The 16,291-nt window shown below is 30.7% G+C and carries 13 protein-coding genes; 5 read left to right on the top strand and 8 right to left on the bottom strand.

Going from position 1 to position 16,291, the window contains the following annotated elements; genetic code table 11:
- Positions 1-79 precede the first annotated feature (79 nt).
- From HMPREF1552_RS04340 to nspC, 5 genes are all read left to right on the top strand, one after another.
- On the top strand, positions 80-1,357 hold the full coding sequence (locus HMPREF1552_RS04340; RefSeq protein WP_021743880.1) for a TolC family protein: 1,278 nt from the start codon (positions 80-82) through the stop codon (positions 1,355-1,357).
- 50 nt (positions 1,358-1,407) lie between these two features.
- Positions 1,408-2,763, top strand: a complete 1,356-nt coding sequence (locus tag HMPREF1552_RS04335) for an efflux RND transporter periplasmic adaptor subunit (RefSeq protein WP_021743879.1) — start codon at positions 1,408-1,410, stop codon at positions 2,761-2,763.
- Positions 2,764-2,790: 27 nt separating this feature from the next.
- Positions 2,791-3,483 (top strand): ABC transporter ATP-binding protein, encoded by a 693-nt coding sequence (locus tag HMPREF1552_RS04330; RefSeq protein WP_021743878.1) that lies wholly within the window; start codon positions 2,791-2,793, stop codon positions 3,481-3,483.
- A 5-nt stretch (positions 3,484-3,488) separates the two neighbouring features.
- Positions 3,489-4,700 carry an ABC transporter permease gene (locus tag HMPREF1552_RS04325; RefSeq protein WP_039901157.1) on the top strand — a complete coding sequence of 404 codons (1,212 nt, stop codon included), beginning with the start codon at positions 3,489-3,491 and terminating at the stop codon, positions 4,698-4,700.
- Between the two features lie 164 nt (positions 4,701-4,864).
- Positions 4,865-6,052, top strand: coding sequence for a carboxynorspermidine decarboxylase (nspC, locus tag HMPREF1552_RS04320; RefSeq protein WP_021743876.1), 1,188 nt, complete (start codon positions 4,865-4,867; stop codon positions 6,050-6,052).
- Positions 6,053-6,157: 105 nt separating this feature from the next.
- Here nspC and trpA read toward each other — a convergent pair whose 3' ends face one another.
- The 8 genes from trpA to celB form a co-directional block, all read right to left on the bottom strand.
- The gene (gene trpA, locus HMPREF1552_RS04315) at positions 6,158-6,931 is read right to left on the bottom strand and encodes a tryptophan synthase subunit alpha (RefSeq protein WP_021743875.1); all 774 of its coding nucleotides are present in this window, start codon (positions 6,929-6,931) and stop codon (positions 6,158-6,160) included.
- Entirely contained in the window at positions 6,924-8,171 is a 1,248-nt protein-coding gene (trpB, locus tag HMPREF1552_RS04310; RefSeq protein ID WP_021743874.1) for a tryptophan synthase subunit beta, read from the bottom strand. The genes trpA and trpB overlap by 8 nt, the downstream gene beginning before the upstream one ends.
- 34 nt (positions 8,172-8,205) lie before the next feature.
- Positions 8,206-8,919, bottom strand: coding sequence for a phosphoribosylanthranilate isomerase (locus tag HMPREF1552_RS04305; RefSeq protein ID WP_231370748.1), 714 nt, complete (start codon positions 8,917-8,919; stop codon positions 8,206-8,208).
- A 116-nt stretch (positions 8,920-9,035) separates the two neighbouring features.
- Positions 9,036-9,761, bottom strand: coding sequence for an indole-3-glycerol phosphate synthase TrpC (trpC, locus tag HMPREF1552_RS04300; protein WP_021743872.1), 726 nt, complete (start codon positions 9,759-9,761; stop codon positions 9,036-9,038).
- Between the two features lie 446 nt (positions 9,762-10,207).
- The gene (locus HMPREF1552_RS04290) at positions 10,208-11,419 is read right to left on the bottom strand and encodes an ATP-binding protein (RefSeq protein ID WP_021743870.1); all 1,212 of its coding nucleotides are present in this window, start codon (positions 11,417-11,419) and stop codon (positions 10,208-10,210) included.
- A 124-nt stretch (positions 11,420-11,543) separates the two neighbouring features.
- A complete protein-coding gene (gene trpD, locus HMPREF1552_RS04285) occupies positions 11,544-13,190 on the bottom strand; it encodes an anthranilate phosphoribosyltransferase (protein ID WP_021743869.1) in 1,647 nt (548 codons plus the stop codon).
- Entirely contained in the window at positions 13,191-14,525 is a 1,335-nt protein-coding gene (locus HMPREF1552_RS04280) for an anthranilate synthase component I family protein (RefSeq protein ID WP_021743868.1), read from the bottom strand.
- 369 nt (positions 14,526-14,894) lie between these two features.
- A complete protein-coding gene (celB, locus tag HMPREF1552_RS04275) occupies positions 14,895-16,187 on the bottom strand; it encodes a PTS cellobiose transporter subunit IIC (RefSeq protein WP_006803813.1) in 1,293 nt (430 codons plus the stop codon).
- Between the last annotated feature and the right edge of the window lie 104 nt (positions 16,188-16,291).

Below are 16,291 nucleotides of genomic sequence, written 5' to 3'. Positions count from 1 at the left end.
AAATGATATTCTATGAAATAAGTGTTATAATAGATTTTGATAAAAAATAAGCTGTTTATTCTAGAAGAAAGGAGATTACATGGTTGGGATATTTTTGAATTTTAAAAATAGAAAGATACAGATTTTATCAGCATTATTTACATTTAGTGCGATGAGTTTTGCAGTTAATGTGGATGATTTGATCTCTCAGTATGAAAAAAATTCTTATACGACAAAAATTAATGAAAAAAATATGAGAAAGTTTGATATAAAAGAGAAATCTTTGAAAAATGGGGAGTGGAATGAAGTCAGTGTAACTTCAGATAATAATTATACGTTACACGGAGCAGCAAATGGTCTAACTATGCAAAATAATGTAAAGTATGGGATGTTTTATTATAGGAATGCATATAATTTTAGAAGCAGTGAGCTTACAGAAAATAAAATTGGTATTTCTAAAACTTTAAACGATTATTTTGGTTACAGTGATAATAATTATAATAAAAAAACTAATCAAATTTCACGAAATATACAGAAAATTAACAATGAAACTACTAAAAATTCTGAAATACGTGATTTGATTGATTTATATAAAAATTATAAGAATAAACAGAAGGAAATGGAACAGGAAGCGCTTGCGTTAGAAGATACTAAAAAAGATTATGCTATTCAGGCTAAAAAATATGAGCTGGGGACAGCATCACAGTATGATTATGAACTAGCAAAAACAGAATATGAAAATTCTCAGCTAAAATATGAAAATCTTGGGCGGGAACTGCAAATTTTAGGAGAACAATTTACAGTTTACAATGTAACTTTACCTGAAAAAGAGAAGCTTGATGACCTGAAAAAAATTGAACTGAAAAAGGATGATTTTTATGCTCTTAGACTCTCAGAAGCTGAAACAATAGAATTGAATTCGCAGCTTAACAGTGAACAGCTAAGAAAGGAAAATATTGATTACAAGTATCCTAAATTATCAGGAGATATTGGATATTCCTTAAAGGATCATTCTGTTGTTGTTGGGTTATCTGTGTCAAAAACTTTTAAAAGATACAATGATACTGTTGAAGATCTAAAAAATGAAGCAGATAAATTGAGATTACAATATGAACAGAAAAAAAATGAACTGGTGTCAAATGCGGGACAGCAGATGATAACTTACACAACCTATCAGACAAATGAATTAACAGCACAAAATACAATGAATATCAAGAAAAAAGAATATGAAATTTATGCTAAGAAGTACGAGCTGGGAGTTGACACGTATTCCAACTATGTGGAAAAACGGAATAACTATAAAAAAGCTGTAATAGATTACGAAACAGCCAAAAATGAACTTGCAGCATTTACTAAAAAAATAAAATATTATAAATAGAGATTATTAATATGAAAAATAAAAACGAAAATTAGGAAAGCGGTGATTTTGTGGAAATAAATACAGAATTTTCTGAAATAGCTAAAACTATTGAATCAAAGAGGAAAGAGTCAAAAAATAAAAATTATTTTTATAAATTTATGACAATATTTGCTGTAATATTATTTGCTGCAGTTTCATGTGGAAAAAAAGAAGCTGAGCCGGAATATGAAGTGACAACTGTTGATAGGGGAGATATTTCGTTATCAGTTTCAAAGAATGGACAAGTTGTGTCAGATAATGCGGTTTCAGTATTTACAACTTCAAGTCAAAGAGTAAACAAAGTGTTCTTTAAAAAAGGAGATAATGTGAAAAAAGGTGATGTAGTGCTGACATTTTATCCAGTTGATAAAAATGAAACTTTGAGAAAAATACAAATGAAAACTTTGGAAATTCAAAAATATGAAAGAAATATAGCTGATGCTCAAGGCTCACTTAGAAGAAAAAAAGAGTCGAAAAGTTTAGAAATTCAACAAAAATCAAGAGATTTGCATAACGCAGAAGAGTTATATAAAGTTGGTGGGGAAACAAGGGTTAATGTAGATGATGCAAGAAAGGCTCTAAGAAATTCAAGACTAGATTTGGATACAGTTGACAGTGAGCAGAAGGCTAGCATTGAAGATGCAAGAACATCATTAAAGACAGCAAAATTAGAATTGGCAACATTACAAGAAGATCTGGCACTTATAAAAGATGAAATAACAAGTCCAGTTGATGGTGTTATTACAGAAATGACTGCAGATGAAAATTACCGTGTAAATACTGAAACGACTTTGTTTAAAGTATCAGATTCAACAAACATGAGGGTAGAGGTAAGCCTTTCAGACAATGAGGTAAAAAATATTCAAGTTGGGCAAAGAGTTGAGATTACTTCAGATTCATTGCCGGACGGAGAGAAAATAGAAGGCTCTGTTTTGCAAATTTCTGGAGTGGCTGAAAAGAGTTCGTCTCTTGATGAAAGTAACACTACTGTAAAAATTCAGATAAATGAAACTAAGGGATTGAAGCCTGGTGCTACGATAACAGCGACTATTTTTTACAAAGAAAGTAAAAATGTACCAAGACTTCCATATAGTTCAGTTATAAATGAAAATGGTAAATATTATGCTTTTGTTGTAGGAAAAGGTAATAAAGTTTCAAAAAGAGAAATTAAAGTTGGAATGAATGATGATACATTTTATGCTGTGGAATCTGGTATATCAGTGGGAGAAAGAGTAATCACTGTTGCGGATGAGAGATTGAAAGATGGACAAAAAATAAAAATTGCCGATCCGTCAAAACAGAAAGTAGCTCCTAATGGTGTAATGTTTAAGGAAGAAAAACAAACAGGAAAAGGTGGAGGACCTGGTGGACCACCACCAAGATAGAAAAATAAACTTTAGAGGTAAATTTTTATGATAAAAGTGAGCGATATAGTAAAAATATATAAAAACGGAAGCATGGAATTAAAAGTTTTGAAAGGGCTTAATCTTTCTGTAAGTGAAGGAGAATATGTAGCTTTTATGGGACCATCTGGAAGTGGAAAATCTACTCTTATGAATATTTTGGGGTGTCTTGACAGCCTTACATCTGGAACTTATATTTTAGATAATCAAGATGTTTCAACTATAAAAGGAGATGCACTTGCTGAAGTAAGAAACAAAAAAATAGGGTTTGTATTCCAAACTTTTAACTTACTTCCAAAGATGACGGCAGTTGAAAATGTGGCTCTTCCAGCTTTGTATGCAGGAGTAAAGAAAGCTGAAAGGCTAAAAAGGGCAACTGAAGCATTGGAAAGTGTGGGACTTGGTGAAAGAATCCATCATAAGCCAAATGAGATGTCAGGGGGACAAAGACAGAGAGTGGCAATAGCAAGAGCGATAATAAACAATCCTAAAATACTTCTTGCAGATGAGCCAACAGGAAATCTAGATTCAAAATCTGGAGAAGAGGTTTTGGAAATTTTTAAAAAATTGAACGATAACGGAACAACGATAGTAATGGTTACGCATGAGGAAGATGTGGCAGAGCATTGTAAAAGAATTATCAGATTAAAAGACGGTGTAATAGAAAAGGATGAAATTGTTCAGCATCGGAGAGGAGTGTAGTGTAAATGGATTTTATGGAATTGCTAAAATTATCAGTATCAAATTTATTTAGCTATAAGGTACGTTCCTTCTTGACAATGCTTGGAATAATAATCGGTATATCTTCAGTGATAATGATGTCTTCATTAGGAGCAGGAGTTAAGGAAAATATTACTGGAGATTTGAATAAGCTAGGAGTATCAAACTTTGAAATATCAATTGACACTTCTCCAGGACAGACTTATAAATCACAGGATTTACTTACCCAAAAAGATATTAAGGAATTAAAGAGTATAGAAGGTGTCGAAGCAGTTACTCCTACTTCCAGCACTTTTGCAAGATTATCTTCAAATGATGGATCAGATAAGATGTTTACTGGAACTGGAGTAACAGAAGATTATTTTAAGATTTCAAATTACACAATAATAAAAGGACGAAAATTTTTGCCAAATGAATATAGAAAAGATGGAAAATACGTAATAATTGACAATACAACCTCAGATCAGTTATTTCCTGGCGAAAATCCTATAGGAAAGAAATTGACTTTAAATTTTAGAAAAAATAGTCAGATAGTGACAATCGTTGGAGTGTTTAAAAATCCGTATGCAAGTCTAGGAGGTGGAGATCAGATGCCTGCAATGGGACTTCTGCCAAATAATTACTTAAATCATTTAGAAGGAAATGAGCAGAATAAATATACAGCTTTGCAGGTAAAAACTACTGATGCCAATGAAATGGCTAGAATAATGGAAATTGTAAAAGAAAAAATGAAGACAAGAGGAAGTGAGCCTAATGTTTATAATGTAAATTCAACAAGTCAAGGCTTGGATGAATTTAATAACATTCTTAACATGCTTTCACTTTTCATAAGTGGAGTTGCTGCAATTTCGTTATTTGTAGGTGGAATCGGAGTTATGAATATAATGCTTGTAAGTGTTACCGAGAGAATAAGGGAAGTTGGGCTAAGAAAGGCTATTGGAGCCAAAACAACACACATTCTTATACAATTTTTGATAGAAGCTGTGATTTTGACATTTTTTGGTGGTATAATTGGAGTTGTAATTGGATATTCATTAGCACTTTTAGTTGGCATGTTTATACAGACATCGCCAATATTAAGTCCAGTTATAGTGTTTGTGTGTATATTTGTTTCGACAATGATAGGATTAGTTTTTGGAGTTTATCCAGCGAAAAAAGCTGCCGCATTGGAGCCAATGGAAGCACTGAGAACAGATTAGAATTATGTTTAAATAAAAAAATTGATTATCTTAAAAAATTAAATTTAGGATAATCTTTTTTTATAGATTTTGAGAAAAGTGTGATATAATAAGGAATAAATTTTAGATACATTTGAATTATAATATTGATAAGAGATGTAAAGTATAAAAGGAGATGATAAAAAATGTCAAAAAATAAGTATCTTGATATGGATATAACAAATTTGCCAACACCAGCCTTTATAGTTGATGAAAGGCTGCTAAAAAGAAATCTTGAAACATTAAAAAGTGTAATTGATAGAACAGGATGTAAAATATTGCTTGCACAAAAAGGATTTTCGATGTTTTATTTCTATCCGTTAATTAGTGAATACTTAAATGGAACTACTGCAAGCTCACTATTTGAAGCAAGACTTGGGTATGAGGAAATGGAGTTAAAAAATCCTAACAAAAAATTGGAAACACATATTTTTAATCCGTCTTACAGGGAAGATGAGTTTGATGAAATAATGGAAATAACAAATCATATTGTTTTTAACTCTTTTAATCAATGGAAAAAATTTAAGAATAGAGTAAAGGAATTTGAAGAAAAAAATGGTAAGAAAATTAGCTGTGGACTTCGATTAAATCCAGAATTTTCAGAAGTTGAAACTGAGATTTACAATCCAGCGGGAAGATTTTCAAGATTTGGAGTAACACTTGAAAATTTTAAGGAAGATGAACTTGAAGGATTGGATGGATTTCATTTTCATGCACTTTGTGAACAAAATTCGGATGCCCTTGAAAATGTATTAAAAATTTTTGAAGAAAAATTTGGAAAGTATTTACATAATATGAAATGGCTTAATTTTGGTGGGGGACATCATATTACAAGAGAAGATTATGATATTGAAAAACTTGTAAAATGCATAAATTATATAAAAGAAAAATATGATGTGGAAGTGTATTTAGAACCAGGAGAAGCGGTTGCCTTGAATACAGGATTTTTAGTTTCGGAAGTTTTAGATATTACAAAAAATGAAATGGATATATTGTTAATGGATACTTCAGCTTCGTGTCACATGCCTGATGTAATCGAAATGCCATACCGTCCATTTATTTTCGGCTCAGGAATGCCAAATGAGAAGAAATACACTTATAGATTGGGAGGGCCTACTTGCCTTGCTGGAGATGTAATTGGAGATTACTCTTTTGATGATCCTGTAAAAGTAGGAGATAAGCTGATTTTTACTGATATGGCACATTATAGCATGGTGAAGACGAATACTTTCAATGGGATAAATTTGCCTGTGATTGCAGTTTATACAGAAAAAGGTGGAGTTGAGGTTATTAGAAAATTTGAATATGAGGACTTTAGGAATAGATTGTCATAATTAAAAAAAAATTACCCCTAGATATTTGATATTATTTAGGGGTATTTTTTTAATTTAGTCAATATTACAAAAAAGACAGTCATTTCTGACCATCTTCACCAATACCTATTTAAACAGTTCATTAATTTTTTGAATCACATAATCCACATCATTTTTCTGGGTAAACTCAACGATACTTGTTCCAACAATCACCCCATCTGCATATTTTCTCATCGTATTCACATTATCATTATTTTTTATTCCAAATCCTAATGAAACTGGCAAGTCTGAAACTTCTCTAATTTCATTAATAAAAGACTCCAAACGTGGTAAATCAACTTGTTTTGAACCTGTAACTCCAAGAGAACCGATTGCGTAAATAAAGCCGTCGCCTTGAGAAATAATTTTTTTCATTCTGCTTCCAGAAGTAACGCTTACAAGAGGGATAAGAGCGATATTGTTTTCTTGTAGCTTTTCCGACATTTCAAAGGCTTCCTCATAAGGCAAGTCTGGAATTATCATACCTTTAACATTAGCTTCACAGCATTTTTTGATAAATTCATCAATTCCGTAAGCAAAGACTAAATTGTAATAAACTAGAAAAATTAGAGGTTTTGAAATATCATTTTTTACTTCTGTTAACAAGTCAAAGACTGTATCGGTAGTAACTCCAGCTTCAGAAGCAAGAAATGAAGCGTGTGAAATTAATTTTCCATCGGCTAGAGGGTCGGAGTAGGGAATTCCGATTTCAAGCATATCAAGAGCTGTATTATCCAAATTTTGTAAAAATTGTTTTGTAAAATCAACACTTGGATAGCCTGCGACAATATAACCAATGTTTACTTTTTCTTTTTCTCTAAAAATATCAATAATTTTCTTATCTAATTTTTTTTCACTCATTTTCTAAACCTCCATTTAACTCATAAATTCCATTTTTTCCGCCAGTTTCCTTGTCTTTTAATACAGAAAAAACAGTGTGCATATCTTTATCTCCACGTCCAGACACATTTACAATGATAGTTTCTCTCTTGTCTTTAGAAAGTGCAGGACATAATTTTTCAAGATAGGCTAACGCATGGGAACTCTCAATTGCTGGAATAATCCCTTCTTTTCTTGTAACAAGCATTAGAGCTTTCATTGCCTCATCATCGGTAATTGGTGCGTAAGTTGCTCTTTTTGTATCAAATAGATGTGAATGTTCGGGACCTACTCCTGGATAGTCAAGCCCAGCGGAAATTGAGTGAACTGAACTTATTTGTCCATATTTGTTTTGAAGAACATAAGTTTTCATTCCATGAATAATTCCAGGTTTTCCAAGTGTCAATGTAGCAGCGTGCATATCTGTGTCAATTCCGTATCCTCCAGCTTCGACTCCATAAAGTTTTGTTGAACTATCTTCTAAAAATGCACTAAAAATACCAATAGCATTACTTCCACCACCAACACAGGCAATAACATGATCAGCATGCTTTCCAAGTTCCTCCAGCTGTGCTTTTGCTTCGTAACCGATAATTGACTGAAAATCACGCACGATAGTCGGATATGGATGAGGCCCTACAACAGATCCGATTACATAAAACACAGTTTCTATCTCTGCAACCCAAGACTGAATAGCCGCAGTTGTCGCTTCCTTCAAAGTTTTAAGCCCGTCTTCAATCGAAATAACTCTTGCTCCCAAAAGCTCCATTCTAAAAACATTTAATTTTTGCCGTTCAATATCAACAGCTCCCATGTAAACGTCACACTCCAAACCTAATAGAGCGGCCGCAGTAGCAGTAGCAACTCCGTGCTGTCCAGCCCCAGTTTCAGCAATAACTTTTTTCTTTCCCATTTTTTTAGCAAGTAAAACTTGCCCAAGCGCATTATTAATTTTATGAGCACCAGTATGGTTCAAGTCTTCTCTTTTCAAGTAAATATCGTGGTTATAATGTTCACTCAAATTTTTGGCATAATAGAGCGGAGTTTCACGTCCAACATAATTTTTTAGCAAATTATCAAATTCTTCAAAAAATTCCTTGTCATTCTTTAGCTTTTCATATTCGGTTTCCAGTTCCGATAGAGCAAACATCGCAGTTTCAGGTACAAATTGTCCACCAAATTGCCCAAAATATGCCTTTTCATTAAAATGTTTATTTCCCATATTTCTTTCCTTTCACATTTATTTTTTTAAATTATTATTTTCCCTTTTTTACTAAATTTACAACTTCCTCAACTAATTTTTTATTTTTTTTATTATTGACCTCAACCTTACTGTTCACATCCAAAATCGCAGGCTTACATTCAAGCGCCTCACAAATATTTTCAGCCGAAAGCCCTCCAGCCAGCACAAATGAATATTTTTCCAATTTTTTCAAAATATCCCAATCAAAGACAATTCCGTTTCCCCCACGATTTATTCCTTTTGCGTCAAATAGAGGGTATTCAATATATGGCTTGTAGTCAGCAATATTCGGAAGTTCATCAGTCACGCCAAAAACTTTCCAAAGCTTCGTTTTAGCAGGGAAGTTTTTACGTTTTCTAAAACAATTTTTTTCGTACAATTTTTCTAATTTTTGAGTAAGTTCCATGCAATATTCCACTGACTCATCTCCATGCAGCTGCACAATATCAATATCTGTTTCTTTCACAATTTTTACAACATTCTCAATCATCGCATTTACAAACACTCCTACAGTTTTTTTCCCATGCCTGTGTGCAATCCGTGTAATTTTAGCAGCAAGTTCGCTATCCACCTGTCTTTGACTTTCTGCAAAAATACATCCAAAATAGTCAATATACAAAGTTTTCAATTCATTAATTTCAGTAATGCTCCTAATTCCACAAACCTTTAATTTAGTAGTATTTTCTATGAAATTATCAGTTGCCACATTATTTTCTTTTTTCTCCAATTTTTTTCCTTCCATAAATTTAAAGTTATTTTTCTAAGACCAGTTTAACAACCTAAGTTTTTTATTTCCCCAAGGATTTTTGGCTCCTTGTTTCAGAATATTTATTTTATCAAATTCTAAAGAAGCCCTTTCATAAGTGCCTCTCCGATTAGCAGTCCATCCACATTCAAATTTTCTGCATACTCCACATCCTCTTTTGACAAAAATCCACTTTCACTTACAATAGTCAAATTGTTTAAAACATCGCTTGGAATTTCATTTATCAGTTTTTCTGTAGTTTTAATATCAACTTCAAAAGTATTCAAATTTCGGTTATTTATCCCCAAAATCTCCAAATTCGGAATCTTCAAAGCCCTTCTTATTTCCTCTTCATCATGAGTTTCCACCAGAACATCCATTTCCAAATTCTGTGCCAGCTTATGAAGTTCCAAAAGTGTCTTATCATCCAGCATTCTCACAATCAGCAAAATCGCTGAAGCTCCTAAAAATTTAGCATGAGCCACTTGAAACGGAGTATAAATAAAATCTTTCCTTAAAATCGGCATTTCTGGAAATTTTTCCCTTACAACTTTTATAAAATCATTCTCCCCTTTAAAATATTCCTTTTCTGTCAATATCGAAAAAGCTGAAACTCCTTTATCTACATAACTTTGTGCCTGTTTTAATAAATCAAAATCATCTTTTGCAATTTTTCCCTTTGATGGAGAAGCCCTTTTAATTTCCCCAATAATCTGAATTCCCTTTTGATTAAGTGCCTTTTTTAAAGGTGGCTGTTTAAAAGACTTTAATTCATCTTCAAGCTGTATATCTCTTTTAATTTTTATTTTTTCTAAAATATCCATATTTCTCCTTTCACATTTAAAAACTTAATAATGTATTAAAAATATTGTTTACTAAATCAATAGAAAATATTGTAAAAATAATGAGTGCTATTATATTTAATAAAAAAATTATTATCTTTAATCTAATTTTCTCTTTTTTCTTTTTTTCTTCATCTTCAATTTTATTTATTTTTTCAAATTTTATAGAGCAAAAATACATAGTTGTTATTTTAAATAATAACCAAATTAATGGGATATTGAAAAAAATATTATCAAATATACTTTCAAAAACATAAAGAGGCAGTATTACATATACTGCTAATATTGAAAATTTGAAGAAAAATATAAACAATAGTATTATTTCTGGGATTATAAAATACCTCAAACATTTTTCTTTGTATAAAGTTTTTAACATATTTGCACCATTCTTTCTAAAAATTTTAATTTATAAATATTTTCAGTTTTTTTTAGTCTTTCAATAAAAAATCAATAATATTCAAATGTTTTATCCCATTTCTTGACATATCAAATCTATCCATAGAAATTACATATTTTGGATAATTATCATTAATTTTTTCAAATGGTAAAAATTCCCTTTTTATAGTGTCTTCGGAGGCAAGTAAATATGCTACCTGAATATAAATTTTCTCATTATTTGTTTTTGTACAGACAAAATCTATTTCTAAATTATTCAATTTTCCGATTTTTATGTTATAGCCTTTTCGTAATAATTCCATATATACAATATTTTCAAAAATTTGATTTATATCTCTTTCGTTTGTTTCTAAAATCGCTTCTCTTATTCCATGATCTGCAATATAATATTTTTCACTCACATTTAGAACTTCTTTACCTTGTATTTCGTAACGAGGAACTTTGTGAATCAAAAATGCGTTTTCACAGGCTTTTATGTAATTTAGCACAGTATCTACTGCAACTTTTCTATTTTCGCTTTTAAAATATTTTGAAATTGAATTTGCAGAAAATGTATTCCCAATGTTCATTACGATGTAATTGATAATTCGCTCTAATAATTCAGTATTTCTTATATTGCTTCTTTGAGTAATATCTTTTAATATTATTGATGAATATATATCTTTTAAATATTGCATGCTTGATTCCACTTCATAATTCAAATTATGTAAAAATGGCATCCCACCTAGTTTGACATACTTTTCAAACATTTCTTCTTTTGAAATATTTTTATTTATATTTTGGTATATTGAGCAAAACTCTTTAAATGAAAAAGGGTAAATTTCAACTTTAACGTATCTTCCTGCAAGGTAAGTTGCAAGTTCTCCCGATAATAGTTTAGCGTTGGAACCTGTTATATAAATATCAAATTGCTTATCTTCTGTTCTTAATGAATTTATACACTTTTCCCATTCTTTTACTTCCTGAATTTCATCCAAAAATAAATAGAATTTCTCTTGAATATTTTCTGCTTTTTCCAATATATATTCATTCAATGTATCCGCATAGCAAAGATGTTTATTTCTTAAATTTTCAAAATTGATATAAATAAATTGATTTTCATTAACACCGTTTTTTTTCAATTCTTTCATAATCAATTTTAACATTACAGATTTACCGCTTCTCCTTATTCCTGTCAAAACTTTAATAATATCTTTATCTATAAAGGGTTTAATTTTTTCAAAATAAATTTTTCTTTCTATCATAAAATCACCTCTATAAATATTTTATCATACTTACAACTAATAAAAAAGATATTTTTTAAATTTTTATCAGTTATAATCTATAAAAAAATACAAATTAGTAATTTTATCAATTATATCCAAAAAATTATTTTGTGATTTTCACATAATCTTTATAAAACTCATAAACCTTCCCACTTTCAATTGCTTCTAAAACCATATCCTTTGCTTTTGCAGGGTGATCTACCACATCCGCAGTATAAAGTGCAAACATTGCATTCAATACGACAATATCAAATTTTGCTGATTTTTCTGCGCCTTTTAAGATTTTTATCAAAATTTCAGCATTTTCCTCTGGAGTTCCGCCTTCAATTTCAGAATGGAAAGCCCGCTTAAAGCCAAAACTTTCAGGCGAAATTGTATATTCGAGAATTTGTTCATCTTTTACTTCAATAATTTTAGTGTCATCACAAATTGTTATTTCATCAAGCCCATCATTTCCACGAACAGCTAATGCATGTTTTCTTCCCAGTAATTGTAATGTTTCAGCGTATAATCTGTGTACAGGCTCGTGGTAAAGTCCAACCAATTGGTATTTTAATTTTGTGTTTGGGTGAAGCAGTGGACCTAAAATGTTAAAGACAGTTCTGATTCCAAGACGGCCTCTAACTTCTCGTACTTCTCCAACTAATTTGTGGAAAAACGGGGCATGAAAGAAAGCAAGATTTTTTACGTGCAGTTTTTCAATTTGATTTGCAAGCGAATTTTCAAGAGGTACTCCTAGTTTATCAAGTACATCACTGCTTCCACTTTTACTCGAGATTGCACGGTTTCCATGTTTTGCGACATTTACTCCCATTGCTCCCAGAATAAATGAGACAGCTGTTGAAATATTTATTGTCTTGAATCCATCGCCACCAGTTCCGCAAACATCAATCATATCAGAATCATCTTCAAAAGTTGTGCTATATTCTAGAATATTTTTTACAAATGCTGTAAGCGATTCAGGATAAAGGCTTTTTTCCGAAATTAGTACAAGCAAGGCTCCAAGCTGTACGATGTCATAATTTTTGCTATCAATAATTTTACAGATTTCACGAAAATCAGTATCTGTTAATGCAATATTTTCCTGTAATTTTTTTAAATATTTATTCATATCTATAAAGTTTCCTTTCTCGTTATTATTTTTAGAATTTTCATTATTTTGCAAAGTTTCTGAAACTTCAATATTCAAGAAGTTTCGTATCATATTTTTTCCATATTCAGTAAAAATTGATTCTGGATGGAACTGTATTCCAAAAATATTTTTACTTTTGTGTTCCACAGCCATCGCAACCCTATCCTCAGACTTTGCTGTAACTTCAAGATCTTCTGGAATATCGTCAACATAAAGTGAATGATATCTCATAACTTTAAATTTTTTTGGCAAGTTTTTAAATAATACAGAATTCTCGGATAAAACTGTAATTTCTGAAGTTTTACCATGCAATGGATTTTCAAGCCTTTTTATTTTACCGCCAAAATTCATTCCAATTGCCTGATGCCCAAGACAAATTCCTAAAATTGGAATATTTCCAAGTTCATCAGTATTATTTAAAATTTCTAGGCAAATTCCACTGTCCTTTGGATGTTTTGGACCTGGAGAAAAAATTATTTTACTAGGATTCATTTTTTTTATATCATCAATTGTTATTGCGTCATTTCTAATAGTGATAACTTCATCATCAGTCATTTCCTTCAAATATTGCTCAACATTAAATACAAACGAATCATAATTGTCAATCATCAAAATCATTTATTTCACATCCTTTCCACTTTCATTTTTATCATTTTTATTTTTTTCTTCATTACAGAATTTTTTAAAAATGTTTAGCACAGAAGCTCTTTTATGGCAAATTTCATCATATTCCTTTTCTTTTACAGAATCAAATACAATTCCTGCTCCAGCTTGAATAAATACATTCCGAACCTCATCAACTTTATTCAAGTCGTAATTTTTATTTTCAAAAAATGCAGTACGAATAATAATCGCAAGCTGAACATCTCCATTAAATCTTAAAAATCCAATTCCGCCAGCATAAACATTTCTTTTAAATGTCTCGAGTTCTGAAATGATTTGCATAGCACGAATTTTTGGTGATCCAGAAAGCGTTCCCGCTGGAAGAGCCTGAGCAATAACTTCAAATATCGAAACATCTTTTCGCTTTTTCCCATAAACATCCGTCACAATGTGCATTACATGCTCATAATTCTTAATATGCATAAGATTTTTTACAACAACTGAGCCACTTTCCGCAAATTTCCCAATATCATTTCTAGCCAAGTCAACAAGCATCCTATGTTCAGCACATTCCTTTTCATCATTTAATAAGTCGTTTGCTAAAAATGCATCTTCGTTGGCATCTTTTCCTCTGGGACGAGTTCCAGCGATAGGAGCAATATAAATATTATCCGATGAAATATCAACTAGTATTTCTGGACTAGAACCAACAATGTCCCCATATTTCGTAGGAAAATGGTACATATACGGACTCGGATTTGCCTTTGATAATTTTTCATAAAAATCAAGAGAATCCATATTTGACGTAAGTTTTAACTGCTCGCTTAGTACAACTTGAAAAATATCTCCAGACTTAATATATTCCTTCGCTTTTTCAATAATTTCATAATAATGTAATTTTTCCTCTTCAAAATCTGTTTTTATATCATAAAATAAATCAGAATCATTAAATTTTTCAGAAATTTCATCATTTAAAAAACTAAAATATTTTTCTTCATCTCCGTAAAATGAAAATTCCTTGCTAGTCTTAGAGTAGTGTAAATATGCCTTTGCATTGGCAAAAATAAACTGTGGAAATTTAAATTGCTCTTTTTCAATTTTTTCAATTTTTTCAAAAAAATGTATTGACTCATAAGCAAATGTCCCAAAAAGTCCTGCAAAAGGGGAAAGTCTTTTCTGTTTTACAAAAGAATTGTATATTTTTTTTAACGAATCATAGCTATATTCATTAGAATCAAAATATTCACAGTCAATCCCAACAATAACTTGCCTTTCATCTTCAGCAAAATAGGAATTGCTAAATTTTTTTCTGATAATAGAGTAGTAATAAGTAGGTTTATTTGTTAACATAAAATATCTCACTTTCTATATTATTGTATTTTTCTTTCCAGTATTTTTTCTTTTTTAGTTGAAATTTATAAAAAAATTCTCTTAAATCGTTTTACCGACTAAGAGAATTGTATAAAATAAAAGCATTGATTTTGTTTCACCAATGCTTTTTTCACAATATTTAATAATAGTAATTACAATAAATTTCAACATAGCTGGCAAAAAAATATTAAATTTTATTTAATTTTTTCCACCAAATCCAAGTTTGTTTAATCATTGTAATCACTCCTTAAAATTTTTATTTATTATTTTAATCTACAAATAATATACCACAAAAAATGTATTTTGTAAAATATATTTTATTAATTTAACCATAACTTTTGCTAATGATTAATTTGTACTTGCTGTACCGTTTTCTTCCTGCAATTTTTTATCATCCCATATTTTAAAGAATGGATAGTAAATAGCCGCTGTTATGAAGAAGTTTACTACTTGTATGGCTGCTCCTGTCCAATGGCTCGTTGCGAGAAAACCAGATATGAAAGGCGGCGTTGTCCAAGGCAAGGCAACTCCAGTTACTTTTGCAACTAACCCTGAATACATCGCTAGGTAAGTAACCATTACTGTAACTAACGGAGCCAGTATAAATGGAATGATTAAAATAGGGTTCATAACTATTGGAAGTCCAAATAAAATGGGTTCGTTAATATTGAAAAAAGCAGGACCAATTGCTAATTTACCAATTTCTTTAAGCTGTTTACTCTTAGAAAGGAAAAGAAGCATAATAGCAAGAGAGAAAGTTGTTCCAGAACCTCCCATATTATGAAAAATATCAAAGAACTGAGTTGTAACTATATTTGGAAGAGGTTTTCCAGCACTAAGTGCAATTCTATTCTGATCCATTAATGTATCCAGTACAGGTCTTGCTATACCTCCTGTTACTAGGTTTGAACCATGTATTCCAGCAGTCCATAGTAAATTAGTTATGAAAGAAAGTCCCATCATTCCAAAGAAAGATCCTCCTAATGCTGTAAGCGGTTTAGTTAATACCATTTCAACAACCTTATGAATATTTCCAAATGGAGAAACTTCAAATAAAATTCTTATTATTAATGAAATTAGAATAACAAAAAATCCTGGAATTAATGCCGCAAATGATTTTGATACTGCAGGTGGCACAGAATCAGGCATTTTAATAATAATGTTCTTTTTCACGATAAAGTTTACAATTTCTATTGCCAAAAGTGACATTATTATAGCTACAAATAATCCTCCGCTTCCCATACTAGGCAGTGGGATACCATTATGAAAAGGAGTTACCAGTAAAAATGCTAAAACTCCTAAGATTGTACTAGAAATTTCATCTAATTTATAATGTTGAGCCAATTTATATGAGATACCGATACACGCAATAAAGCCTAATAAATTAAATGTTACATCAACAGGATAGGATAACCATTTTGCGATAATTTGTCCAACTGCATTATATTTATAAAAATTAGCTAATGCTGGTATCGGCAAGTTTCCTAAAATCAAAAATACAGATCCTGCTATAATAAATGGCAATGTAATAACCATTCCATCTTTGATTGCCGCTAAATGTCTCTGATTAGCCACTTTTACAGCTACAGGCATTAATTTTTCTTCTAAAAATTGTGTAAATTTGTCCATAATGTTTGCCATATTAATTCCTCCTAAAAAATGATTATTCTAAAATTTAATATCTTCAATATGAAAAATAAATTTTCTTTTATAAAAACAAACACCGGTATCCATGGTTTAAAATC

It is taken from the genome of Leptotrichia sp. oral taxon 879 str. F0557, assembly GCF_000469385.1.
Classification (GTDB): domain Bacteria; phylum Fusobacteriota; class Fusobacteriia; order Fusobacteriales; family Leptotrichiaceae; genus Leptotrichia; species Leptotrichia mesophila.
This window is presented reverse-complemented; position numbering and strand designations above follow the sequence as displayed.